At 66.3% G+C, this 24,690-nt stretch carries 24 protein-coding genes; 16 read left to right on the top strand and 8 right to left on the bottom strand.

Translation table 11 applies throughout. The features are described from left to right. The first annotated feature begins 157 nt into the window (after positions 1 to 157). A complete protein-coding gene (locus tag QW887_RS21815) occupies positions 158 to 997 on the top strand; it encodes a class I SAM-dependent methyltransferase (protein ID WP_316194953.1) in 840 nt (279 codons plus the stop codon). Between the two features lie 133 nt (positions 998 to 1,130). Here QW887_RS21815 and QW887_RS21810 read toward each other — a convergent pair whose 3' ends face one another. Next, positions 1,131 to 2,348, bottom strand: a complete 1,218-nt coding sequence (locus QW887_RS21810; RefSeq protein WP_316165973.1) for an alpha/beta hydrolase — start codon at positions 2,346 to 2,348, stop codon at positions 1,131 to 1,133. Between the two features lie 282 nt (positions 2,349 to 2,630). Then, the gene (locus QW887_RS21805; protein ID WP_316169872.1) at positions 2,631 to 4,130 is read right to left on the bottom strand and encodes an amidase; all 1,500 of its coding nucleotides are present in this window, start codon (positions 4,128 to 4,130) and stop codon (positions 2,631 to 2,633) included. A 260-nt stretch (positions 4,131 to 4,390) separates the two neighbouring features. Here QW887_RS21805 and QW887_RS21800 point away from each other — a divergent pair, with 260 nt between their 5' ends. From QW887_RS21800 to QW887_RS21785, 4 genes are read left to right on the top strand one after another with little or no spacing between them, the layout of a single operon-like run. Further along, positions 4,391 to 5,230 carry a roadblock/LC7 domain-containing protein gene (locus tag QW887_RS21800; RefSeq protein WP_315713399.1) on the top strand — a complete coding sequence of 280 codons (840 nt, stop codon included), beginning with the start codon at positions 4,391 to 4,393 and terminating at the stop codon, positions 5,228 to 5,230. A 60-nt stretch (positions 5,231 to 5,290) separates the two neighbouring features. Then, positions 5,291 to 6,052: an MBL fold metallo-hydrolase gene (locus QW887_RS21795; RefSeq protein ID WP_315713400.1), complete on the top strand. Its 762-nt coding sequence runs from the start codon at positions 5,291 to 5,293 to the stop codon at positions 6,050 to 6,052. A 1-nt stretch (position 6,053) separates the two neighbouring features. Then, the gene (locus QW887_RS21790) at positions 6,054 to 6,818 is read left to right on the top strand and encodes an OmpA family protein (protein WP_316169801.1); all 765 of its coding nucleotides are present in this window, start codon (positions 6,054 to 6,056) and stop codon (positions 6,816 to 6,818) included. Then, a complete protein-coding gene (locus QW887_RS21785; protein ID WP_315713402.1) occupies positions 6,815 to 7,459 on the top strand; it encodes a hypothetical protein in 645 nt (214 codons plus the stop codon). The genes QW887_RS21790 and QW887_RS21785 overlap by 4 nt, the downstream gene beginning before the upstream one ends. Before the next feature lie 83 nt (positions 7,460 to 7,542). Here the strand turns inward: QW887_RS21785 and QW887_RS21780 are convergent, their stop codons facing one another. After that, positions 7,543 to 7,716 (bottom strand): DUF1328 domain-containing protein, encoded by a 174-nt coding sequence (locus QW887_RS21780; protein ID WP_009030497.1) that lies wholly within the window; start codon positions 7,714 to 7,716, stop codon positions 7,543 to 7,545. A 291-nt stretch (positions 7,717 to 8,007) separates the two neighbouring features. Between QW887_RS21780 and QW887_RS21775 the strand changes: the two genes are divergently transcribed. The 8 genes from QW887_RS21775 (at position 8,008) to QW887_RS21740 (ending at position 16,747) form a co-directional block, all read left to right on the top strand. Further along, positions 8,008 to 10,611 carry an ATP-dependent helicase gene (locus tag QW887_RS21775; protein WP_316183994.1) on the top strand — a complete coding sequence of 868 codons (2,604 nt, stop codon included), beginning with the start codon at positions 8,008 to 8,010 and terminating at the stop codon, positions 10,609 to 10,611. A gap of 73 nt (positions 10,612 to 10,684) precedes the next feature. After that, on the top strand, positions 10,685 to 11,815 hold the full coding sequence (locus tag QW887_RS21770; protein ID WP_315825262.1) for a hypothetical protein: 1,131 nt from the start codon (positions 10,685 to 10,687) through the stop codon (positions 11,813 to 11,815). Between the two features lie 281 nt (positions 11,816 to 12,096). Beyond that, positions 12,097 to 13,023, top strand: a complete 927-nt coding sequence (locus QW887_RS21765) for a hypothetical protein (protein WP_315825263.1) — start codon at positions 12,097 to 12,099, stop codon at positions 13,021 to 13,023. A 151-nt stretch (positions 13,024 to 13,174) separates the two neighbouring features. After that, a complete protein-coding gene (locus tag QW887_RS21760; RefSeq protein WP_315713404.1) occupies positions 13,175 to 13,591 on the top strand; it encodes a hypothetical protein in 417 nt (138 codons plus the stop codon). Further along, a complete protein-coding gene (locus QW887_RS21755; protein WP_315713405.1) occupies positions 13,591 to 14,262 on the top strand; it encodes an OmpA family protein in 672 nt (223 codons plus the stop codon). Before QW887_RS21760 ends, QW887_RS21755 begins: the two co-directional genes overlap by 1 nt. A 243-nt stretch (positions 14,263 to 14,505) precedes the next feature. After that, positions 14,506 to 15,057: an Mpo1-like protein gene (locus QW887_RS21750; protein ID WP_315825264.1), complete on the top strand. Its 552-nt coding sequence runs from the start codon at positions 14,506 to 14,508 to the stop codon at positions 15,055 to 15,057. Beyond that, positions 15,057 to 16,082: an NAD-dependent epimerase/dehydratase family protein gene (locus tag QW887_RS21745; protein ID WP_315713407.1), complete on the top strand. Its 1,026-nt coding sequence runs from the start codon at positions 15,057 to 15,059 to the stop codon at positions 16,080 to 16,082. The genes QW887_RS21750 and QW887_RS21745 overlap by 1 nt, the downstream gene beginning before the upstream one ends. Positions 16,083 to 16,123: 41 nt before the next feature. Further along, positions 16,124 to 16,747, top strand: coding sequence for an isoprenylcysteine carboxylmethyltransferase family protein (locus tag QW887_RS21740; protein ID WP_315752449.1), 624 nt, complete (start codon positions 16,124 to 16,126; stop codon positions 16,745 to 16,747). 5 nt (positions 16,748 to 16,752) lie between these two features. On the opposite strand, the gene QW887_RS21735 is transcribed toward QW887_RS21740, so the two are convergent. Then, the gene (locus tag QW887_RS21735) at positions 16,753 to 17,799 is read right to left on the bottom strand and encodes an alpha/beta fold hydrolase (protein ID WP_315752448.1); all 1,047 of its coding nucleotides are present in this window, start codon (positions 17,797 to 17,799) and stop codon (positions 16,753 to 16,755) included. A gap of 119 nt (positions 17,800 to 17,918) precedes the next feature. Then, the gene (locus QW887_RS21730) at positions 17,919 to 18,653 is read right to left on the bottom strand and encodes a hypothetical protein (protein WP_410052197.1); all 735 of its coding nucleotides are present in this window, start codon (positions 18,651 to 18,653) and stop codon (positions 17,919 to 17,921) included. Positions 18,654 to 18,942: 289 nt separating this feature from the next. On the opposite strand from QW887_RS21730, the gene QW887_RS21725 reads away from it, so the two are divergent. Further along, positions 18,943 to 19,863: an ABC transporter ATP-binding protein gene (locus QW887_RS21725; protein ID WP_315752447.1), complete on the top strand. Its 921-nt coding sequence runs from the start codon at positions 18,943 to 18,945 to the stop codon at positions 19,861 to 19,863. Further along, complete coding sequence (locus QW887_RS21720) at positions 19,860 to 20,621, top strand: ABC transporter permease (RefSeq protein ID WP_315713411.1); 762 nt, start codon at positions 19,860 to 19,862, stop codon at positions 20,619 to 20,621. The genes QW887_RS21725 and QW887_RS21720 overlap by 4 nt, the downstream gene beginning before the upstream one ends. A 14-nt stretch (positions 20,622 to 20,635) precedes the next feature. Here QW887_RS21720 and QW887_RS21715 read toward each other — a convergent pair whose 3' ends face one another. Then, positions 20,636 to 20,986 carry a hypothetical protein gene (locus QW887_RS21715; RefSeq protein ID WP_315825267.1) on the bottom strand — a complete coding sequence of 117 codons (351 nt, stop codon included), beginning with the start codon at positions 20,984 to 20,986 and terminating at the stop codon, positions 20,636 to 20,638. Positions 20,987 to 21,303: 317 nt separating this feature from the next. Between QW887_RS21715 and QW887_RS21710 the strand changes: the two genes are divergently transcribed. After that, positions 21,304 to 22,092, top strand: a complete 789-nt coding sequence (locus tag QW887_RS21710) for a L,D-transpeptidase (protein WP_316183997.1) — start codon at positions 21,304 to 21,306, stop codon at positions 22,090 to 22,092. Between the two features lie 53 nt (positions 22,093 to 22,145). On the opposite strand, the gene QW887_RS21705 is transcribed toward QW887_RS21710, so the two are convergent. Both QW887_RS21705 and QW887_RS21700 read right to left on the bottom strand, forming a co-directional pair. Then, positions 22,146 to 23,171 (bottom strand): ABC transporter permease, encoded by a 1,026-nt coding sequence (locus QW887_RS21705; RefSeq protein ID WP_315713414.1) that lies wholly within the window; start codon positions 23,169 to 23,171, stop codon positions 22,146 to 22,148. Between the two features lie 12 nt (positions 23,172 to 23,183). Continuing rightward, on the bottom strand, positions 23,184 to 24,686 hold the full coding sequence (locus QW887_RS21700; protein WP_315752443.1) for a sugar ABC transporter ATP-binding protein: 1,503 nt from the start codon (positions 24,684 to 24,686) through the stop codon (positions 23,184 to 23,186). Positions 24,687 to 24,690: the final 4 nt, after the last annotated feature.

Raw genomic sequence — 24,690 nt, 5'->3', positions numbered from 1 at the left:
GACGACGTCCAATTGCCTATGGGTCATCGGCGGCGCTCGAAAAGTTCACGATCCGGATGGCCGTGTCGCGATCTGGATAGCGCCGCCCGAAGCCTGCCGCGTACGTCTCCACACACCAGCGCGCGCAACAGCGCTGCATTCTCCGGAGGAGACCATCATGACCGCATCAGCTGCAATTCAGGCCGGCGCGACCGCAGAGCCGGATTTCACCGCGCTCAAGGCACGCCAGCACAGCGCGTGGTCGTCCGGCGACTACGCCATCGTCGGCAACACGCTGCAGCTCGTCGGCGAGGAACTCTGCGAGGCGCTTGACATCCGCGCCGGCCAGAAGGTGCTCGACGTGGCCGCCGGCAACGGCAACGTCACATTGGCTGCGGCGCGGCGCTGGTGCAACGTCGTCTCGACCGACTACGTACCTGCCCTGCTCGACCGCGGGCGCCAGCGTGCCGCCGCCGACGGCCTGTCCGTGCAGTTCCAGGAGGCCGATGCCGAGGCGCTTCCGTTCGGCTATGGCACATTCGACGTGGTGGTCTCGACATTCGGCGTGATGTTCACGCCCCGGCAGGAGCGCGCCGCCGCCGAGCTCACCCGGGTGTGCCGCAGCGGCGGCAAGATCGGCCTGGCCAATTGGACCCCCGACGGCTTCATCGGCCAGTTGTTCAAGACGCTCGGCAAATATCTGCCACCGCCCGCCGGCGCCAGATCGCCGGCGCTGTGGGGCACCGAGGCACGCATCCGAGAGATGTTCGCCGATGCCACCGACATTCGCTGCCATCGGCGTCATTTCGCGATGCGCTACCGCTCGCCTGAGCATTTCGTCGACGTGTTTAAGACCTACTATGGTCCGGTGCTCAAGGCCTTCGCTGCGCTTGATGGCGACCGCCAGGCCGATCTCAAGCGCGACATGCTGGCCCTGATCGGGACGCTCAATCGCGCCGAGGACGGCACGATGGTGGTGCCGTCGGAGTATCTCGAAGTGGTCATCATCAAGCGCTGAGATCGTCAGCTCTGCATCACCCAGTCCGGCAGGCGCGCGAACCAGGGCTGCGCCTGCTCGAGCTGGCGGGCGAGCCGCAGCAGCCTCGTCTCGTCGCCGAGCCGGCCCATGCGGGCGCGCCTGCGTCCCGCGCTCAGCTCCCGCCGGCCGCCCTCTTCTTCGCAGCACCGGACTTGGCGACGCGCGCCTTCGCGGCGCGCGGCTTGGGACTGGTGGCCCTGACCGCCAAGCGGGCCTGCGGCCGAATGCGGTAGCGTCCCGACCCCACCGGATCGCGGTTGCTGACCTGGTTCTGCGGCACGCCCTGCAGCACCTGGACGATGTCGTCGCGGACCACCGGGAAGATCCGGTAATACTGGTGCTGCTGCGGGTCCTGCTCGAACGTCGTCACATCCGAACAATCGATCGCGGTGACCTTGTCGCTGATGCTGCCCATGTTGTCGGGACCGTCGCTGCCGAGCCGCGGACCGTTGAATTTCGTGCCCGCGCTCAGCGTATTGAGCACCCAATCCTTGGTCGAGTGATAGACCGTGACGCTGCTCGCGGTGCGCGGCAGATATTTCAGCTTCGCCGGGTCGTCGAACGCGTCCGCGTCCTCGTCGGCCGCCGCGAGCACGACCTTGTCGAAGGTCCTGCGCAATCCGGTCAGGGACGGCTGCGTCCCGCCCATCCGCACCATCGCCGGAACGCCGCCGGCCATGGCCGCGCCGGCGACCGGGTCGGGCATCTGCATCAAGGCCTGCAACGCGTTGCGCAGGACATAGACGCCCATGCTGTGACAGATGAGATGAATGCTCTGGTTGCAGCGTTCGCTCTCGGGCAGACCGTCGACGAAATCATAGAGCCGCCGCAGCGTGCGTGCCACGGCCGGGCCGGATGCCGCCGCCGTCTTGCGATCGTGCTGGTAGTCCACAAAGGGCAGCGGCACGCCGACCAGCGAGGCGACCGACGGCCAACTGAACACGAACATGTTGGCGTCGATCCCGTAGAACGCCGAGATCCACCCGGCGCGTTCGATCGAGTCGACGAAGCTGTTGCTGAAGCCGTGAATGAACGCCAGCGTCGGCCGCGCCTTCGCCAGCATGTCGGCACGCAGGGCGCCGAAGATCGTATTGCTGCCGAGGACCGCACGGGAGCCTTGCGGAAAGATCAGTTGCTCGTCCTCGACATGAAGCGATCCAGGCACCAGGGCATAGCTCGATGCCTGCAGATCGACCGCGATCTCGGCCCGGCCATACCTGATGTTCAAGCCGTTGACGGGACCGAGCTCGGAGCTGAACCCGGTAATCTGATTCGTGCCTTCAGCCGTGATCGGTTGCCTGTTGGTCGCGAAATAGACTGTGACGTTCATGATCCCGCCCTCTGAAAGTATCGCCAACGTGCATGGCACGGCACCGGACCAGCGGACCGTCGGAAGCGACGCGGAGTAGTTTCCGCACGACGGCAGCGACGTGCGATGTGCCGGGTCCGAAGAACGTGGCCGTCCGAAGAACGTCGCCGAGCCGGCGCGGCTTAGGCGACCGCGCTCCACCTAAGATAGAACACCACAAACAGCGCGCACGCAATCGCGATGGACGTGCACGGCGTCGTGCGACGCACGACCGCGCCGCTCGAACCGGCCCGCCGGGTGTGGTCAGCTCTGCATCACCCAGTCCGGCAGGCGCGCGAACCAGGGCTGCGCCTGCTCGAGCTGGCGGGCGAGCTGCAGCAGCCTCGTCTCGTCGCCGAGCCGGCCCACGAACTGCACGCCGAGCGGCAGGCCGTCGGCGGTCCAGTGCAGCGGCACGCTCATCGCCGGCGTGCCCGTGAGATTGGCGAGCTGCGTGAACGGGACATATTGCAGGCTGTCGCGGGCGATCTTGTCGATCATGCCGTCGAGCAGGCCCCAGCGCGTCATCAGCCCGAGCAGGCCGATGCGGTCGAGCATGTCGAGCAGGGTCTGCTCGGCGGTGCTCGGATCGCCCTCGCCGTGCCGGATCGGAGGGTGCGCGAGCGTCGGCGTCAGCAGCAGGTCGTAGCGGGCATGGAAGCGCGCCAGCGCCCGCGCGAACTCGTTCCATTTCAAGAGCTGCGTCGTCAGCGCGCCGGCCGAGATCGCGCCGCCGAGCGTCGACAGCACCCGCGTCAGCAGCTCGAACTCCTCGCGCCTGGCGCCCTTGCCGCGCGCGTCGGCGACCAGCGCCGCGACCTGGCCAAAATAGATGTGCAGGAACGCTGTCGCGAGCGCGGCGCCATCGATGTCGGGCGAGGCCTCCTCGACCTCGTGACCAAGGCCCTGCAGCAGCTTCACGGCGTTGTCGACCGCAAGCTTCGCCTCGGCATGCACCTCGGTCCCGATCGGCGACGCCACCGTGTAGCCGATGCGCAGGCGGCCGGGATCGCGGGCCACCGCGTTGGCGTAGACCACGCCGGGCTCGGCGGTGAGAAAGGGATCACCGGGCTCGCCGCCCGCGATGACGTCGAGCGCGAGCGCGGTGTCGCGGACGCTGCGCGACACCACGCCCTCGCTGGATGCGCCGAACCAGTACTCGCCGAAGCCGGGCCCTGACGAGATCAGCCCGCGCGATGGCTTCAGGCCGAACAGGCCGCAGCAGGCGGCGGGAATGCGGATCGAGCCGCCGCCGTCATTGCCGGCGGCCATCGGCACGACGCCCGAAGCGACCGCCGCCGCAGCGCCGCCGCTGGAGCCGCCGGGCGTATGTGCGGGATTCCAGGGGTTGCTGACGCGGCCGAAGGCGCGGGAGTCGCTGACGCCCTTCAGCGCGAGCTCCGGCAGGTTGGTCTTGCCGAAGATCACCAGGCCGGCCTCGAGATACCGCCTGACGACCGAGGCATGCTCGCCGGCGACGAATCCGGATAGCGCCTTGCTGCCATAGGCCGTCGGCAGGCCCGCATAGTCCTGGGCGCAGTCCTTGATCAGGAACGGTACGCCGGTGAGCGGGCCGTTGGCGGGCTTGGCGAGCTGCGCGCGGGCCTCGCGCTCCATCAGCCTGCAGACCGCGTTGGTCCTCGGCTGGGCCCGCTCGTTCTGCGCCAGCGCGAGCTGAAGCAGCTCGGCCGCATTGGTCTCGCCGCCCTTCACCGCGGCGGCAAGCGCCGTCGCATCGCGCTGCACATAGTCCCGGACGTTCACATTGCCCTCCCCGCGCCGCCATTCGTCGCCGTGATCGTAGCTGATTCTGGCTGCGACCGAGGCGCAGTTGCGCCGAACGCGGCGGCAATACGGCGCATTGGCGGCAATCGTGGCCCCACCATGATCTACTGCGGTCGATTTGAGGGCGGGATTACGCAGTCTGGTCCTGATTTTAGTAGATTTGATTCAGATCATTCGTCCTGTCCCTTGCACCGACCTAACCTTATGCATCGTTAGTTGCGTAGAGTGACGAGAGAGCGATGGGACGCCTCGCAAGCCTGCTGAGCCGAGCGCACGGTCCGCATGAGGATGCGGCAGCCCTGCCCGTGACCACCGCCGACTACTTCATCCTGCTGTCGCGCGCGATGGAGAGCCTGCCGGATTCCACCCCCGAACGCCGCGCCGAAGTCTACCAGTCGGCCCGCCAGGCGCTGGTGACCCAGTTGCAGGCGATGGATCCGCCGGTCTCGCGATCACGCATCAAGGCCGAGCAGCGCGCGCTCGACGATGCGGTTGATACGATCGAGACACGCGCGCTGACGGCGCCGGACGGCAGTCCGGAACAGACGACGACGCTGGTCCCGGATGACCCGCTGTATCCCTCCTTCGTTACTACACAAATCGACATTCCGACCGCTTCCGTTTCAACAGCCCAAGATGATGACCAGGACCCCGCCATGGCTCAAACCCAGTTTCATTCCAAGTTTGCCCCGCGCGCCGTCGAGGAGAAGCCGATGTCACGACTCGATGAAATCAACCGGGTTCTGCGCAAGCTGCAGAGCGACTCGTTCGGGGTCGAGGCCTGCGCGCTGATCTCGGAGGACGGGCTGATGATCGCGAGCGTGCTCGCGGCCGACATGGAGGAGACGCGGGTTGCCGGCATGACCGCGACCTTGCTGTCGCTCGGCGGCCGCGCCGCCATGGAGCTCGGCCGCAGCCATCTGCAGGAGGTCATCATCCGCGGCGAGTCCGGCTATGCCGTGCTGGTCAGCGCCGGCCGTGGCGCGCTGCTGCTCGCGCTCACCAACGAGAACAGCAAGCTCGGGCTGACCTTCTTCGACATGCGCGAAGCCGTCAGATCGCTGCAGAAGGTACTGTAGCGCACCGTCGTCCAATGAGCCGGCGCGCTGCGATGGCGCGGCGCCGGCGGGAGTAGTTTCATGGCCAATACCGTCCTCTACGACGACGGCGTTCACAAGAACATTCTGCTGGAGGATTTCGGCGCCGGCGACCACGCGGTGCAGGCGAACCAGCATCTGATCATCCACGACCGCGTCGGCATGCTGCTCGATCCGGGCGGCCACAAGGTCTATTCCAGGGTGCTCAGCGAGACCTTCAGCGAGCTCTCGGGCGGGCGGCTGAAATATCTGTTCCTGTCGCACCAGGATCCCGACATCGTCGCGGCGATCAACGGCTGGCTGATGACGACCGACGCCGACGCCTACATCTCCGAGCTGTGGACCCGCTTCGTGCCGCATTTCGGCTTCGACCACATCGTTGCCCACCGGCTGAAGCCGATCCCCGACGAGGGCATGGTGTTCGATCTCGCGGGCAGCAGGCTGTACGCGCTGCCGGCGCACTTCCTGCACAGTGAGGGCAATTTCCAGCTCTACGATCCGATCTCGAAGATCCTCTATAGCGGCGACCTCGGCGCCTCGATCGGCGTCGACTACACCGTCGTGCGCGACTTCAAGGCGCATACGCGCTTCATGGAGGGCTTTCACCGGCGCTACATGGTCTCCAACCGCGTCATGAAGGCGTGGGCGCAGATGGTCAGCACGCTCGACATCGAGATCATCGCCCCGCAGCACGGCGCGCTGTTTCCGGATGCTACGATGTCGCGCCAGTTCATCGCGTGGTGCGCGGGGCTCGAATGCGGCATCGACCTGATCACGCCGAAATTCAAGGTGCCCGTGGGCTGACATGCTGGCGCCCTCCCCGAACTCCGCTCTGCCTTCTCCCGCCATGCGCATCGATGCGTGCACCGTGGCCGGCGAAGAGGCGCCGGTCTGGCTCGCCGCGGCCTTCGCCGTCGCCGGCACCCTGATCGCCGTCATGTCGGCAGCGCTCTGGCAGCAAGGCACCGCCACGCCGCCGGTCGCGACGGCCGCAATGCCGGTGACGGCCGTGCCGCAGCGCGACGCCCCCGTTGCCGACGCGGCACCCAAGCGACGGGAGGCGCGGATCGTCGACCCGGCACCGGTCGCGGCGCCGCCGATGCCGCCCGCGATCGCTCCCGTCGTGGTCGCGCCACCGACACCGCCGGTCGCCCCGGCAGCGCCCCCGGAGCCCCAGAGCCCCGCGAAGCCCTCCGCCGAGTGCTTCGCGCCGCTGGCGGTCGGCTTCGAGCGCGGCAGCGCACGACCGAACCCTGCCGACATGAAGCGGTCGCTGGCGATCCTGCAACGCGCGCTCGCGCGCCATGGTGAGGCGACCATCATCATCGAGGGGCATACCGATGCCAGCGGCACCGAGGATCTGAACGTGCTGCTCAGCTATTCGCGCGCCAAGGAGATCGCGGCCCAGTTGAAGCGCGAGGGCCTCCCCGCGCAGCGGATGTCGGTGCGCGCGGCCGGCGCCGGCGAGGCGCGCGGCGATGCCCAGGCGGTCGCGGGCGACCGCAAGGCCGTGCTGCGCATTGCGGGCGTCGATGATTGCAGTCAACTCACAGCGACGAAGCGACCATGACGATCTATGCCATCGTGAGCGGCCTCGGCGCCGCCATTCTGCTGTTGACCTCGGGCTATCTGTTCGGCGCCCGCCAGGGCGCGCTGTCCCGCGAGCTGTTGCGCCGGCAGGTGCAGATGCAGGCGGCCAGCCTCGACCAGTTGCAGGAGCAGAGCAGCCACGACGCCATCGAGCGGGAGACCAGCCTGCGCAGCGCGATCGAAGATGTGCTGGCGCCGCTGGTCGAGCGTGAGCGCATCTCGCTGGATCTGGCGCAGCTCGCGAGCCGGCCGGGCCGGCGCCGCGAGCTGGTGCCGCTGCTCGACCGCATCGCCGAAGTCGGCCGCTTCCAGACCGTGCTGCTCACCAACGAGGAAGGCTTGCCGCTCGCGGCCAATACGACCGCACACCGCACCGAGCAGCTTGCGGCGGCGGCGACGCGGCTTGCGCTCGTGGCGGAGAAGATCGCCGACGAGACCCACATCGCGCCGTTGTCGGTGATGCTGCGCGACGCCTCGGAGGCGACGACGCTGTGCCGGATCTTCCGCGTGCAGGACCAGACGCTCACTCTGACCGCGCTCTCCAACGATACGCGCCTCGCCTCCGTGGCGCTCGATCCCGCCCTCGCCAAGGTGCAGGTCGCGCTGACGGCCCCGGCCTGACACCTCCTCAAAACGCAAAGGGCGCCGCACCTCTTGCGAGGCACTGCGCCCTTCGCCGACCTCATTGTCAGGGATGAGGCCGACTACACGCGGCTGCGGCCGCGGGCGAGGCCCACGACGGCCGAAACCAGAAACAGCACGATGGCGATGAAGAAGATGATCTTGGCGATCTCGATGGAGGCACCGGCGACGCCGCCGAAGCCGAGAATGCCGGCGATCAATGCGATAACCAGGAAGGTGACAACCCAGCCTAACATGACACGACCTCTGTCTCTCGATTGCGGTTCAAAGCGACGCGGAGCTTGCGCCGTTGCCAGAACAATCGTGGCTCGGAACAAAGGTTCCGGCCGCGCGGGCCGCTAAAATTTCGCGATTTGCCGGAACAAATGCCCAGCGAGGCTGGAGCAGCGTCCGCCTGGCCCGATTTAGGGCTGTAAAACGCCGGCCCCGGCCCCATATAGCCGTCAATCCCTGCTATGAGGGCTCCTTCCTGCAGACCTCGTGATGCCGTCATATGATGCCATCCGAGGGACGAGACTGATTCGCTGATGACCGAGCCCAACCGCGTGAGCCCTTTTCCTGCGCCTGACCACCAGCCGGTTGCCGGCGGCATCGCCGCGCGCGCTCGCGCCGCCGCGACCGGTGGCGCGCGCTATCTGGCCGGCCTCAATCCGGAGCAGCGGGAGGCGGTCGAAACGCTCGATGGCCCGGTGCTCGTGCTCGCCGGCGCAGGCACTGGCAAGACCCGTGTGCTGACCACGCGCATCGCGCATATCCTGAGCCAGGGCCGCGCCCGGCCGAGTGAGATCCTGTCGGTGACCTTCACCAACAAGGCCGCGCGCGAGATGAAGACGCGGCTTGCCGAGATGCTCGGACAGGCGGTCGAGGGCATGCCGTGGCTCGGCACCTTCCACTCGATCTCCGGCCGCATCCTGCGCAGCCATGCCGAGCTGGTGCAGCTCAAGTCCAATTTCACCGTGCTCGACGTCGATGACCAGATCCGCCTGCTCAAGCAGTTGCTGCAGGCCGAGAATATCGACGACAAGCGCTGGCCGGCGCGCATGCTGGCCGGCCTGATCGACGGCTGGAAGAACCGCGGCCTGGCGCCGTCCCAGGTGCCTTCGGGCGAGGCCGCCGTGTTCGCCAACGGCAAGGGCGGCAAGCTCTATGCGAGCTATCAGGAACGGCTGAAGATCCTCAACGCCGCCGATTTCGGCGACCTGCTGCTGGAGAGCATCCGGCTGTTCCGCGAGAACCCTGACGTGCTGCGGCAATATCAGAGCCGCTTCAAGTTCATCCTGGTCGACGAGTATCAGGACACCAACGTCGCGCAATATCTGTGGCTGCGGCTGCTGTCGCAGGCGCCGAGTTCGTCGCGTGCCGTCGCCCCATCCTCCGTCACTCCGGGGCGGCTCCAAGAGCCGAACCCGGAATCCCGCGCTGAGGATAGCCAACTGCGAGATTCCGGGTTCGCACCTGGCGGTGCGCCCCGGAATGACGACGACGCCGCGCAGGGCGCCACGCCGCCGCTCAAGAACATCTGCTGCGTCGGCGACGACGATCAGTCGATCTATGGCTGGCGCGGCGCCGAGGTCGACAACATCCTGCGCTTCGAGCACGACTTCCCCGGCGCCAAGGTCATTCGCCTCGAGCGCAACTACCGCTCCACGGGTCACATCCTCGCCGCCGCCTCGCACCTGATCACCCACAATGAAGGCCGGCTCGGCAAGACCCTGCATACCGAGGACGTCGAGGGCGAGAAGGTCACCGTTACCGGCGCCTGGGATTCCGAGGAGGAAGCGCGCGGCATCGGCGAGGAGATCGAGGAGCTGCAGCGCAAGGGCGAGCATCTCAACGACATCGCGATCCTGGTACGCGCGTCCTACCAGATGCGCGAGTTCGAAGACCGCTTCGTCACGCTCGGCCTGCCCTATCGCGTGATCGGCGGCCCGCGCTTCTACGAGCGCGCCGAGATCCGCGACGCGCTGGCTTACTTGCGCGTCATCAACTCGCCGGCCGACGACCTCGCCTTCGAGCGTATCGTCAACGTACCCAAGCGCGGGCTCGGCGATGCCACGGTGCAGATGCTGCACGACCATGCCCGCAAGCGCCGCATCCCGCTGTTCGAGGCGGCGCGCGCGGTGGTCGAGACCGACGAGCTGAAGCCGAAGGCGCGCGGCTCGCTGCGCGGGCTGATCCTGCAGTTCGAGCGCTGGCGCGCCCAGCGCGAGGTGACGCCGCATACCGAGCTCGCCGAGATCGTGCTCGACGAGAGCGGCTACACCGAGATGTGGCAGAAGGACCGCTCGGCCGATGCGGCCGGGCGACTGGACAACCTCAAGGAGCTCGTCCGCTCGATGGAGGAGTTCGAGAACCTGCACGGCTTCCTCGAGCACATCTCGCTGGTGATGGACCGCGAGGGCGCGGCCGACGAGGAAGCGGTGTCGCTGATGACCCTGCACTCCGCCAAGGGGCTGGAGTTCGACAACGTGTTCCTGCCGGGCTGGGAGGAAGGGCTATTCCCGAGCCAGCGCACGCTCGACGAGCAGGGCCGCGCCGGCCTGGAAGAGGAGCGCCGCCTCGCCCATGTCGGCCTGACCCGCGCGCGGCGTCGGGCAAAAATCTATTTCGCCACCAACCGCCGCATCCACGGCACCTGGACCACCACGATCCCGTCGCGCTTTCTCGACGAGCTGCCCGCGGCGAGCGTCGAGATCACCGAGTCGAAGGGCGGCTCGGGCTGGGGCGGCGCCGGGGGCTACGGCCCGTCACGCTTCGATAATGTCGAGTCGTTCGGATCGAGCTATTCCACGCCGGGCTGGCAGCGCGCGCAGGCACGTCGGCCGGGCGCAGCGCGCGGTTCGTCGGAGGGCGGCTTCAAGGAAGAGCCGTCGCCGTTCTCGGGCCGTGATCCGTTCGGCAGCGGCTTCGGCGGTCATTTCGGCCGTGGCAAGCGCGGACCGATGACCATCGAGGGCGAGCTGGTGGCGAAATCCACCGGCACGACATCGGAATTCGCCCTCGACGACCGCGTCTTCCATCAGAAGTTCGGCTATGGCCGCGTCGTCAAGATCGACGGCAACAAGCTGACCATCGCCTTCGACAAGGCCGGCGAAAAGCACGTCGTCGACAGCTTCGTGCAGCGGGCGTGACCCCGCGCGAGCGGCGGTGCTTGCTGAAGTTCGGGCCTAAAGCTATGATTGTAAAATTTCATGGCATAGCTCCATGGCTGCACCTTTCACGCCGAATGACATTATTGCGTTGGCCGTCGATGCCGAGCGAGGGACGGCTCCGGAGCTGATCATCGGCAGCTTCAAGCGACTGGTTCAGGAGTATGCCTTCCAGAGCGCCCATTGTGATCCGGACGAACGGCTGAGTGTTGCTGCCGAGCATGCCGGATACCTCACGACCCGGAGCGGGTCCTGGACGGTCTACGTACCTTGGCCGCTTGCGTTTGCATTCCCCAGCGCGATCACCCTCGACGGGCTCGTCAGCGTGGCGGAACGAAGCATGTTGGAGGGACGCGGGAACGTCGTCTTGTCCGGCTCCACGACGTTCGCTGGACGGGTGGCCGCGCTGGGGGATGTCGACCTTGCCCAATACATCTTCGACGATGGCAGCGAGATCGCCAATCGTGTCGAACGTCTCATGCGTCGTGATGGTCCGACCATTCTGGTTCGGGTCAAATTCGATCGAGAGTATCAGGCTCCGTGGGAAGACCTCATCACCGCGTTGGGTCGGCTGCGTTCGCTGGCGACCGAAAGCGAGCGGATCAAGCTCGACTTCGTCGACGGCGTCACGCCATTTGGCGTGATGCCGGTATCGAACGTCGTGCTGCCTTCCGATCCGTCCGATCGGAGCAAGGGTGCGGCCAGCCGCAGCTTCGTCTTCCAGGAGGCCGTGCTCACAGCCGACGGCAACCCGCCCTGGCCGCTGGTCGTCCCCGAGGAGCTTCTGCGCTATCTCAAGTTTCTGCTCCGCGACATGTTGGCTCACCGACAGGCGGGCAAGCTCGTCAAAGCGCTCAAGCGCGCGCTCTCCTTGACCCGAATTCTGGGTTTGGCGGAGCTAGGAGACCGCGCCGAGGCCGTGCTAGCCTCACGTTCTGCGGCCGGACTGGCGCAGGAGAGCTGCATGGCGGAACTCGAAGCGCTCTGGCCCTACCTGAATGCCGATCAGCAGGCACGTCTCGATGCCAGCTTGAAGGAAAAGAAAGGACTAGCAGCTAGCATTGTGGAAAGTAAGGGACTACCTACTCAGTGCTCGTCTCTGATCGATGAGCTGATGGAGAAAGTGAAGCAGTTTCTCGCCCATGAGGGCGTCTCTTTCGCGTCCTGGGCAGATGGTGGGTCATGACCGCAGGTGCCAAGATCGAGCAGCTCCTCGAACTGACCGGCACGCCTCCCGAACGGCGCGCGGGGGCGCGGAAGAACTACAACAGCCTCGTTGAACGCGAGGGCGAACAGGCCATCGACCAGCGCATCGCGGAGTTCGAGGCGATGCATTCTCAGGTGACGGCGTGGCGGGAAAGCCGGCGTCCAGCGGCAGCCGCAGCGACCGCGTCCGCCGACGTTCGCCAGCCGACCAGGACGAGACATGACGTCGGCTCACATGTTGCAGCTCCGGCATTCCTGAACATGCTCGCCCGCGAGAAACTGCTGGCCAGGCGGCTGGAAGGCTATATCGACGCGCTGATGGTTCACGTCGATCATCTTTGGGCCTCGCAGCGGCTCGCCGATATCGACCAGATCGCCACGCTGGGACGAGAGGCGGGATTCCTCACGATCGAACCGGCCAATCCATTCGGAACCAACCGGCTGTTTTCGGCACGAACGTCGGCCAATCTCGTCCGGTTGATCGAAGCGCTGGCAGACAAGGGGCCGTCGAACGCCGAACACTCTCTGTTCGAGAAGATCGAAGATCTCGTTCGATCGATCGAGAGCGCAAGCCCCGTGCTGGCGATCCGGCGCATCGATACTGACCAGACACTTTCCGGTCTGGGCAGGATTGCCGCTTTCGCGAACGATCTGGTCCCCGATGCGATCTTCACGCTGAATCGCGGCGGCGCCTCCGTGGGGCGGTTCGTCAAGGAGTATCTGCGGCTGGACATTCCCGTCATCCCCCTCGAGGGTGACAGCACCGGCGTGAGATTGGCGTCCAGCTTCATCGGCCCTCCCGTCCTGTTCAAGCCGCTGGTGATCGATGATGTCGCACGCAGCGGTCGCACGGTGGCTCAGGCGTTCGATTGGATCGGTCAGAACTACCCGTCGGCAGCTCCCAGGGCCACGACCATCGCCGCATCCTTGGACGCTATCGAGCTCGTGGGCCAGGCCTGTCTGCTGACGTCGAACCCGATGGAGCACGGAGCGATCGAGCTGCCATATGATCCGCATGCCGGCTTCGCGATCGAAACGCTCGGGCGATACACGGTCTATGTCTTTGGCGCCAACGCCACGTCCCCCGAAAACCGCCTGGTGGTTTCGACGGACATCGTCGACAAGCTCGTTGCCGAGCAGGGACGGCTCTTCGCCGAGATGGATCGCGTCCTGAAATCCACTTTTTGACCGACGATCGCTCCAGAGGCCGGTCATTTGCAGCCGAACGCGCCTGCTGAACGTCTCCGAGACTGGCAGATTTGGCCGCTTCATCAACGTCCCACAGCTTCGCCGCTGTTAGGCCTTGACCGTGGCAGCTCGCGTCGTATGAGATGACTGCATGGTCCGGGGATATATTCTGTTGAGTGTTGCGGTCGCGCTGTGTGTGCCCTCGCTGGCGGCGGCGCAGACGATGAGCTTTGGCGATTCCGCGGGGCTGATCGCGTCGAGCTGCGGCGCCGACATCACCGCCAATTGCCGCGGCGTCAATCTCGATTCCAACCGCCTCAAGGAATGCCTCTCGCGCAACCAGGACGTGGTCTCCGCGCAGTGCAAGGCGACCTATTTCAAGGCGTTCGAGGCGATCCAGAAGCGCATCGCGGCACGGGTCACGGTCGCCAACGCCTGCCAGCGCGAGATCGTCAAGCTGTGTGGCGGCTCCACGAAGGAGACGAGCAAATCGATCCCGTGCCTGATGACGGCCAACGGCGTGAGCGCGCGGTGTCAGCAGGCGATGGGCGAAGCGGGGTATCGCTGATGCGGCGGACCGCGAGATCATTGCTGTCAGGGCCGATCGTGGCTTCGCTGATGGCCGCGAGCGCGCCCGCCTGGTCGCAGGAGCCGGGTCGCGAGGACATCGTGCGCCAGCTCGGCCGCTTCGAAACCGCACCCACGCTGGATCTGCCGGCGCTGAAGCAGCAGACGCAGGAGCGTTCCAGGTCGCGCGGGCGCAACGAGCCACCGCCGCAGAAGCGTCCGCCGATCGCGCCGGAGCTGATGAATCTGCCGGCCTTCAACGTCGACATCCAGTTCGACGTGGACACGCCGATCGTGCGCCCGGAATCGTACCAGACCGTCGGGCGGATCGCCGATGCGATGGTGTATTCCGATCTGCTGCCCTACACCTTCCTGATCGTCGGCCATGTCGAGGCCAACGGCAAGCGCGAGGCCAACGTCATCCTGAGCCAGCGCCGCGCCGACGCGATCCGCGACATCCTGGCGAACACCTTCAAGATCTCGGTCAAGCGGCTGCAATCGATCGGACTTGGCGAGGAGCAGTTGCTCGACCCGTCCAAGCCGACCGCCGCCGTCAATCAGCAGATCCAGATCATCCCGATCGCAAAGACCGTCGAAGAGGCCGCGCCGCCGCCTTCGGCCCCTGCCCCGGCAGCGCCCCACAAGCAGGCCCCGCGCAAGCATCGCAGTTGATGCAATTGAGACCTGCGCTGAGGCCATGAACCCAGCGCGCTGCAGGTGCGACTGTTGTCTCAGCAGGTTGCCGATACGCTATTCCCGACAGGCGCCAATGGAACCTGTTTTCAAGTCGGGTCGCGCGGCAATGCTGCTGGGTCGTGATTGCCGGGTTTGTCGATGCAGCCGCTTGATGGTATAGCCCCCTCTTTGCGGCCGTCGATTGAGCGACGGTCGATCTCATTGACGAGCGAGCCAGCCATGAACGCCATGTTCCGACGCCAGATGGTCGACTACGTCGAATACCATCGCGATCCGCGCAACGGCCTGATGCATGTGTTCGGGATCATCCTGTTGTTCCTGGGCGCCGTGCTGCCCCTGAGCTTGTGGCATTTCGACGCGTTCGGCATCCGGATCGGCCTCGGCGCCGTGCTGGCGCTGCCCGTCCTGCTCTACTGGCTGCTGCTCGATGCCGCACTCGGGGCCGGCATCCTGGCCTTCGCCGTGCTGTTCCTTGCTGCGGCCATGATGATCGCCGATCACGTCCATGGCGTCGCCTTCTGGGCGCTGTTTGCCGCGCTCATCATCTTCGGCTTTGTCTCGCAGGCCGTGGGCCACAAGGTGTTCGAGCGCAACAATCCATCTCTGCTGGATCATCCGGCGCATCTCTTTCTCGGTCCGATGTTCGTGATGGCGAAATTGTACATGGCGTTGGGTCTGCGGCCTTCGGTGTCCGACCTCATCGCGCCGGACTGGTCGCCGGATCGGCTCGCATCGGACCGGCTTCAAGGCGATCAGCACTCGCGCCCCTAATGAAAGTCCTCGTCACCGGCGGCAGCGGTTTCATCGGCCATCACCTCGTCTCTGCGCTCGCGACGCGGGGCGCGGAGGTGCGTGTGCTCGATATTCGCTGCCCCAGCCACATGATCGCTGACGTCGAGTACATCGAAGGCTCGGTGCTCGATGCGGGCCTGGTGAAGCAGGCGGTCGCCGGCGTCGATCAGGTCTATCATCTGGCTGGACTGCCCGGCATGTGGATGCCGGACCGCGAGGACTTCTACCGCGTCAATTGCGTGGGCACGGAGACGGTGCTGGCGGCGGCGCGCGCCGGCCGGGTGCGCCGGTTCCTGCACTGCTCGACCGAATCCATCCTGTTCGACTATCCCGGCTCGACCGGCGCCGCATCGGCACCGACCGCACCGCCGGCCGAGGCGATGCCCGGCGCCTATACGCGCTCCAAGGCGCTGGCGGAGGCCCGCGCCATGGCCGCCGCGGCGGACGGCTTCCCCGTCGTGGTGGGCACGCCGACAATGCCGATCGGGCCGCACGACAGCAACCTGACACCGCCCTCGCAGATGCTGCGGCACTTCCTGGACAGCCGGCTCCAGCTCTATCTCGACTTCGTCGTCAACCTGGTCGACGTCCGCGACGTCGCGGACGGCCTGATCCTGGCGATGGAGCGCGGCAAGGTCGGCGGCCGCTACGTGTTCGGCGGCGAGAGCCTGCGTCTCAGCCGGATCCTCGATCTCATGGCGGCGATCAGCGGCCGCAAACATGTCGCGGTCGCCGTGCCCGGCCGGCTGGCCGAGCTGTCGGCGGGCATGCTCGAGCTCGTCTCCGATCACCTCACCAAGCGCTGCCCGTCCGGCACCGCCGAGGGGGTGCGGATCGCCCGCGCGGCCTCGGATCTGTCGATCGACAGGGCCAAACGCGAGCTCGGCTACGTCCCGCGCCCGATCGAGCCGACCTTGCGCGAGACGATCGGCTTTCTGCTCGGTTCCGAGCCGGGAAAGCGGCTCGACGGTAAACAACACCCTTTTCGCACCGCGGCCGAATAGCTAAGAGCAGCCGGTCCCAGGTCTCATAACGGTTCCAACACATGTCCGGCGATGCCAGCCCCATCTCGTCGTTTGCGTTCAGCGGATGGACCACCACCTGGCCCACCTCGCTGCTGGCCATCATCTGGCTGATCTGGCTCGCGAGCTGGGTCGGCGCCTCGTTCTGGTCGGGGCAGACCCGCAAGCATGTGACGGTGATCAAGACCAGCCGCTATCACGCGCTGATCGTGCTCGGCGGCATCCTGTTCACGCCGTGGACCTCGCGCCTGCTCGGCGAGAAGCCGTTCTGGACTCCCGGTGAGACCGGCGTCTACCTGCTGACCGTCGTCACCCTGGCCGGCATCGCCTTCACCTGGTGGGCGCGCATCCATCTCGGTCGCTTCTGGTCCAACGCGATCACCCACAAGGAAGGCCACAAGGTCATCGACACCGGCCCCTACGGCATGGTCCGTCACCCCATCTATACCGGGCTGATCCTCGGCATGATCGCCACCGGCATCGCGGTGGGCACGGTGACCGCCGTGCTGGGCGCCGTCCTGATCTCGCTCGGGATGGCCTGGAAGGCAAAGATGGAAGAGGTCTTCCTCGCGCAGGAGCTCGGGCCGGATTACGTCACCTACCGGCAGCGCGTGCCGATGATCATTCCGTTCCTGCCGCCGGGCTAGAGCGCTCAGCGTCTGGCCTGGGCTTCCGAAGGCGGCTGCGGCGACTGGTTTGCCGCCTGCGGCAGCAGGTGGCGCGGCAGGATGATGCGCTGGCCGGGGACCAACGGCTGGGTGGCGAGGCCGCGGTTGGATTGCTGGAGCGCCCAGAGCGGAACGTGATAATTGGTGGCGATCTGGTCCAGGGTCTCGCCCGGCCGTACCGCCAGAGCAGTGCCGCTGTCCCACAGCTCCACGGAGGCTTTCGGCGGCACCAAGTAGCGCAGCGGCACCGGGTCCGCGTCGGCGGTCGCCGAGGTCTGCGACAATTGGCTGATCATGGTGACCAATTGGGCGTGCACGTCCTCCATCTTGTCGATGTTGATGTGCGTGACCTCATCATGATCCTTCATGTCGAAACTGGCGTAGTGACCGCGAAAGCCGGGCTCCGGCTTGACGTCGCCGCCGCCGAGAATGTTGTCGGACAGGAACAGGTTGATGAAGCGCTGCACGTTGGGCGGCACGCTCTTGGTCGCATGCGCCGGATCGACGGTGACGACGAGGGCAACCGGGATGTTCTGCTCCTGCAGCGTGATCGCGATGCGGACGCTGCACAGCCCGCCCATCGAATGGCCGATCAGCACGATCGGGCCCGGCTCCTGGCGGTAGTTCTTGGCCACCTGGAGCGCGATCAGGTCGCACAGCGTGAATTCATAGACACTGGCCCGGTAGCCGGCCTGCTCGATCTTTTCGGCCAGACGATCCATCCCGGTCGAGAACAGCGGCCCGAGCGCGCCGCGGAACAGGTACACCCGCGGCGGCGGCAGCGGCTGGCTGATCTCGGGCGGCGCAGTCGGTACGGCGCGGATCGCCGCGGGGGTTGCTGCCGGGGATGCCTTGGCGGATCTGGTCGGCGCGGGGGCGGACGCAGCGCCGGGCTGGGCGGCCCGCGAGATGCTTGGGGCGGCAAGTCCCGCGAGCAAAGGTGCGGTGACGAGGATCGCGAGCAGTCTCCTGCCGGCAGCCACCTTGGCTGGACCGAGCCACCGCTTCGCGATTCGCGCCACGCTGGTCATTCGCGCTCCCGGGAAAGCTCTCGGCTGAGATCAAGCAGGGTCATATCCCCCCTGCCATACCGTTTGTCGCCGCCGAATGGGAGCATTTTGGGGCGCGCGCCCCGTGGCGCGGCCGCGGACTACCGGTAGCCGGTCACGTTGGCCGCGCGCTGCGGCGCGGCCATGCGCGTCGGCGGCACCGCCGCCGGGCGGCCGCGGCCGCCGAACACCACGCCATCGATGGCACCGATCACCTTCTGCTGCATGATCTGGTTCTTCTCGATCGTGACGTGGCCGACACCGGGAACCGACTGGACGTCGACATTCTCAAGCTTGCCGCGGAAGCCGTCGTCGCGGCGGACCGGCTCGCCGGCACCGCTGGCGATGTAGAAATTGATGTAGCGCTCGGCGTTGCCGCCGACGAGCTTGGTCTTGAACACCGAATCGAGCCCGATCGCGAGCTTCACCGGCACGCCGAGCTGGCCGAGCTTGTTGATCATGTCCGGCAGCGCGGTCGCGCCCGAGGAATGGCCCACCAGGATGATGGTCTTGATCCGGCCGGCGCGATAGGCGGCCGCCGCTTCGTCGGCGAGCGACGACCACGACACGAAATTGGCGACCGTGTTCGGAATGCCCTGCGAATCCAGCTTGGCGGCGATGTCGTCGAGCCCGAGCGAGAAGATGTTGAGCACACCGCGCAGCAGATAGACATGCGTGGTGCTGGCGGCGGTTGCGGCCGCCGGGCTCGGTGCCGCCCGGACCGATCCGGTGCCGAGCGGCAGAGCCAGCGCAACGGCCAGCGCCACCATGCCAAAGCAGCGCGCCGAGAGGCTGCGCTTGAAGGTGGGTCGAACGGTGCTGGCGCGTGCCGTCATCGGTCCTTCTCCGCGGCGGAAATGTCGAGACGGCGCGACCGTACCCAAGATGCTCGCGGACGCAACATCGTCGGACATCGCAAGGCGGCGTTCCTCCTCAGACGTGGCTGAGCGGCAACACTCAGCCATGTCGGCCACGGAAAAGCCCAACAAGCGACATGATCGAGGGCGGCGCGCACGATTGCGCGAACGCATCGCCGTCCCTATCTGAGCGCTTCGCCTGCGCCTGCGCCCCCTCCTCCGCGCAGCTCCCCCGCTCTTTTCGAATCCCTCGCATCGAATCCCCGTGATGGCTCCCGTCATTTCCGTTACCGGCCTGTCGAAGACCTATTCCTCGGGCTTCACCTCGCTCAACAATGTCGATCTCGCGATCGAGCGGGGCGAGATCTTCGCGCTGCTCGGGCCCAACGGCGCGGGCAAGACGACGCTGATCAGCATCATCTGCGGCATCGTCAATGCGTCCGCGGGCAAGGTCGCGGTCGGCGGCCACGACATCAACCGCGACTACCGTGCCGCACGGGCGCTGATCGGGCTGGTGCCGCAGGAGCTGCACACCGATTCGTTCGAGACCGTATGGGCCACGGTCAGCTTCAGCCGGGGGCTGTTCGGCAAGCCGAAGAACCCCGCCCTGATCGAGAAGATCCTCAAGGACCTGTCGCTCTGGGACAAGAAGGACGCCAAGATCATCACGCTCTCCGGCGGCATGAAGCGCCGCGTGATGATCGCGAAGGCGCTCTCGCACGAGCCGCAGGTGCTGTTCCTGGACGAGCCGACCGCGGGCGTCGACGTCGAGCTGCGCAAGGGCATGTGGGACGTCGTGCGCGAGCTGAAGGCCGCCGGCGTCACCATCATTCTCACCACGCACTACATCGAGGAAGCCGAGGAGATGGCCGATCGCGTCGGCGTCATCAACAAGGGCGAGATCGTGCTGGTCGAGGACAAGGCCAAGCTGATGGCGAAGCTCGGCCGGAAGCGGCTGAGCCTGCATCTGCAGCACCGGATCGAGACCATCCCCGAGACGCTCGCGCCCTATCATCTGGCGCTGTCGGACGACGGCTGGCGGCTCGCCTATGACTACGATACCAAGGGCGAGCGCACCGGCATCACCAGCCTGCTCGGCGATCTCAGGACCGCCGGCATCCGCTTCGTCGATCTCGAGACCAAGCAATCATCCCTTGAAGACATCTTCGTGAGCCTGGTGCGGCAATGAATTTTCGCGCGGTCGCCGCAATCTACAAGTTCGAAATGGCGCGCACCTGGCGCACGCTGCTGCAGAGCATCGTGTCGCCCGTCGTGTCGACCTCGCTCTACTTCGTCGTGTTCGGCGCCGCGATCGGCTCGCGCATCAGCCACGTCGAGGGCGTCAGCTACGGCACCTTCATCGTGCCCGGCCTCGTGATGCTGTCGGTGCTGACCCAGAGCATCTCCAACGCCTCGTTCGGGATCTACTTCCCGAAATTCATCGGCACGATCTACGAGATCCTCTCGGCGCCGATCTCGCATTTCGAGATCGTGCTCGGCTATGTCGGTGCGGCCGCGACGAAATCCATCATTCTCGGGCTGATCATCCTCGCGACCGCCGGGCTGTTCGTGCCGCTGCACATCCAGCACCCGGTGTGGATGCTGTCGTTCCTGGTGCTGACGGCCGTGACCTTCAGCCTGTTCGGCTTCATCATCGGCATCTGGGCCGACGGCTTCGAGAAGCTGCAGATGGTCCCGATGCTGGTGGTGACGCCGCTCACGTTCCTCGGCGGCAGCTTCTACTCGGTCAACATGCTGCCGCCAACCTGGCATTCGATCGCGCTGCTCAACCCGGTGGTCTACCTGATCTCGGGCTTTCGCTGGAGCTTCTACGAGATCGCCGACGTCAGGGTGGAAATCAGCGTCGGCGTGACGCTGCTGTTCCTGGCGATCTGCATGACGATCATCTGGTGGATCTTCAAGACGGGCTACCGGCTCAAGCATTGAGCCGGCGCCTCAACTCAGCGGTAGCAGTGGAAGCGGCCGTAGCCGTCGCGGTATCCCCGGCAGTGATAGTGCCGGTGGTAATAGGAGCGGTGCGGAATGCCGAGCACGCCTTCGACGGCGCCCACGGCTCCGCCGACGCCGGCACCGACCGCGCCGCCGACGACGCCGCCCACCGGACCGCCGATGCGGTTGCCTTCGTGGGCCCCTTCATGGGCGCCACGGATGATGCCCTGGGCATGGGCGAATTGCGGCAGCGCCAGCCAGGCCAGCGCCAGGACGACCAGCGCGAGCGCAGCCAGCAGGTAGGTCAGCTTCTGCGGCGCGCGATCATCGAGCACCGCCGTCTTGGCCTTCATCGTCAACATTTTGAGTCCTGGGAACCGCATGGGAGAATCCTTGAAACGCGGATGCGGCCAAAAAGTTGCGCGGTCGTGACGAATTGCACCGATTAGAGAGGTCCCAAAACGCCGGAATGAAAGACCATCCGCGGTCGCGAAAATGTCAGCGTCGATGAACGCGGGGAGCCTTTGTCCTGGTCCTGCCCGACATTAAGGTTGAGGCTGCCCTCGGCTGGAACAAAGCCGGCAATTCCGACATAGTGCAGGCCGAGGCGATGACCTGGGCGTTAAAGTCCCGTTTTGAGGTCTCTCCACAGTCGAGGGCCCTGGAGGCCAGAGGTTAGATGCGTACCATCCTTTTTGCAGTTGCCGGCTTCGCCTTTCTGTCGGCCACGCCGGCTCTGGCCAAGATCGACATCACGGTCGACAAGAACAGCCAGATCATGACGGTCGCCGTCGATGGCGTCGAGCGCTATCGATGGCCAGTCTCGACCGGCATTCCCTCACGGGAAACGCCGAATGGCTCGTTCCGCGCCTTCCGCATGGAGGCCGATCATTTTTCCAAGGAATTCGACGACGCACCGATGCCGCATTCGATCTTCTTCACGAAGGTCGGTCACGCGATTCACGGCACGGATTCGGAAAGCCGCCTCGGGACCCCGGCGTCCCACGGCTGCGTCCGGCTGTCCAAGGCCAACGCCACGACGCTCTACGACCTGGTGCAAAAGGACGGCGTGCTCAACACCACGGTGACCCTGACCGGCTCGGCCGAGGTGGCGCTGGCGCGCAATCCACGCCGCGGCACCGCTGTTGCCCGCCGCGACGTGCCGCAGCAGTATGACGACAGCGGCGAGCCGGTCGTGCTGACGCCGCAGCCACAGATGCTGCCCGGACGCCAGGTCGTTCCGCAGCAGCGGCTCGATGACGGCTACATCTATCCCGCCGACGGCAGCGACAACGGCGTGCGTTATCCGGCGCCGCGCGGCACGGCCCGGCGCGTCTATGACGCCCAGGCCTATCCGCAGCAGCAGCAGTACGATTACCAAAACGGCAATCCGAGCTACGCGCAGCCGCGCTATTACCAGCCGCGCTCTTATTATCAGCCGCGCGGCTACTACACCTATCAGGACTGATCGCGCATTGATCCTCGCGGCCGGGCGCTGTTACGCAGCGCATCGGCGCCTCCTCACTCGGCGTTGACCCGCTCGAGCGAGGCGGACGCACGATCGGCGCTGGCCTGCCCGCGGGCCGTCGGCATGCGCGCGCGCCGCTGCACGAAATACTGATCGGCCAGCACGCCGATCAGGATCACCGTGCCCATCACGGCGAAATTGAGCGAGCTCGGGATGCCCAGCAGATTGACCAGGTTCTGCAGCATCTGCAGCAGGATCGTGCCGAGCACGACGCCGATGACCGAGCCCTCGCCGCCGCGCAGCGAACAGCCCCCGAGCACCGCTGCGGCGATCGCATAGAGCTCGTAGAACGAGCCGTGTACCGCCGGCGAGATCGAGCGGGTGTACATCGCCAGCAGGACCGCGGCGAGCGCCGTCAGGGCGCCGCAGATCACATAGGCCGCGATCGTCACCCGATCGGACCGGATGCCGGAGTAGCGCGCCGCCTCCTCGTTCTTGCCGACCGCGTAGAAATAGCGGCCGTACACCGAGCGGTGCAGCACCAGCCAGGCGATGCCGGCCACGATGGCGAGCGCCACGACGCTATGCGGCAGCGGAAAGCCGAGGACATCGGTGCGGCCGGCGGCCAGCCATTCCAGCGCCGGGAAGCTCGCGCCGTAGCCGAAGCCGGCCGTGGCATCCTCGGTGTAATAACGGGCCGCGCCGCGATAGATCAAAAGTCCGCACAGGGTCACCACGAAGGGCTGGATGCGCATCTTGGTCACCAGCGTGCCGTGGACCAGGCCGATGGCGACGCCGCCGGCGAGGATGAGGAACAAGGCGGCGACCCAGTCGACGTCCCGGTTGACGATGAGGTCGATGAACAGCACGCCGAGCAACGCGATCACCGAGCCCACGGCGAGCTCGATGCCGCCAACGATGATGACGAAGGCCTCGGCGATCGAGAAGATTCCGAACATGCCGACCTGGTTGGCGGTATTGGAGAGGTTGCCGACCAGCAGGAAGCGCGGGTTGATGAAGGCGACGACGGCGCCGACCACCAGGATCAGGATCAGCAGGCTGAGATCTTTTTTCTGCACGGGCGCCCTCGCTCAGACGGTATGGCCGACGGCGAGCTGAAGCACGTTGTGCTCGCTGAACTCGTTGCGGGCCAGGAAGCCCGAAATCATGCCTTCATGCATCACGGCGATCCGGTCGCTCACCCCGATCACCTCCTCCATGTCGCTCGAGATCATCAGGATCGCGACGCCGGAATCCGCCAGCCGCCGCAGCATGTCGTAGATCTCCTGCTTGGCGCCGACATCGATGCCCCGGGTCGGCTCGTCGAAGATCAAGACCTTTGGCCGCATCGACAGCCATTTGGCGAGCACGACCTTCTGCTGGTTGCCGCCGGACAAGGTGCCGACCGAGACCTTGACGTCGGACGCCCGGATCTTGAGCCGTTCGCGCTGCCGGTCGGCATTCTCGGTCTCACGCCTGATGTCGACAAGTCCAAAGCTGAGATAGGAGGCGAGATCCGGCAGCGAGATGTTCTCGGCGATCGACAGGTCGAGCAGCAGGCCGCAGGCCTTGCGGTCTTCCGGAATGAGATAGATGCCGCGATCGATCGCCGCGCGCGGTGTCGAGATGCGGATCGGCTCGCCCTCCAGGCTGATGCCCCCGGCCAGCAGCGGCTCGACGCCGAAGATGCCGCGCGCGAGCTCGGTGCGGCCGGAGCCGACGAGACCTGCAAGCCCGAGGATCTCGCCGCGCCGGAGCTGCAGGCTGACGGCCTGGTTGGGATAGGTCGCGGTCACGGCCTCCACCACGTCGAGCACGGCCTCGCCGGGCGGCGCGGCCGGCGGCACGTAGAGCGACCGCAGGTCCCGGCCGATCATCAGCCGGATCATCGCGGCAGGACTGAGCTCGTCCCGCGTGAGCGCGCCAACCATGCGGCCGTCGCGCAGCACGATCGCGCGATCGGCGCATTGCATGACTTCGTTCAAGCGATGCGTGATGAAGATGACGCTGACCCCGCCCGCCTTCAGGCCGGCGATGACCTGCATCAGCCGCTCGGTTTCCGACAGCGTCAGGCTGGAGGTCGGCTCGTCCATGATCACGCAGCGCGCATCGAGCGACAAAGCCTTCATGATCTCGACCAGCTGGCGCTGCGCCAAAGACAACTCGGCAAGCGGCGTCTCCGGCTCGAAATCGGCCCCGAGGCGCGCGATCAGCGGGCGCACCCTGGCTCGCAGCGTCGCCCGGTCGATCAGCCGCAGCGGACCGCCATAGACCGGCTCGCGGCCGATGAAGACGTTGCCTGCGACATCGAGATTGTCGAACAGGTTCAGCTCCTGGTGGACGAAGGCGATGCCGGACGCGATCGCGTCCGCCACCGTGTAGCTGGTCCGCGCCGCGCCATCGATCCGGATCGTGCCGCTGCTCGGCTCGACGACGCCGCCGAGCACGCGCATCAAGGTCGACTTGCCGGCGCCGTTCTCGCCGACCAGGGCGATCACCTCGCCGGGCGCGACCGACAGGCTGGCGTGGTCGAGCGCGACCACGCCAGGATAGGTCTTGCCGATGTCGATCAGCTCGAGGAAGGGCTCGCGCACGCCG

The organism is Bradyrhizobium sp. SZCCHNRI3052, from assembly GCF_032484895.1.
GTDB lineage: Bacteria > Pseudomonadota > Alphaproteobacteria > Rhizobiales > Xanthobacteraceae > Bradyrhizobium.
The sequence above is the reverse complement of the archived record's forward strand: the minus strand, read 5'-3'. Positions and strand labels throughout refer to the sequence as shown.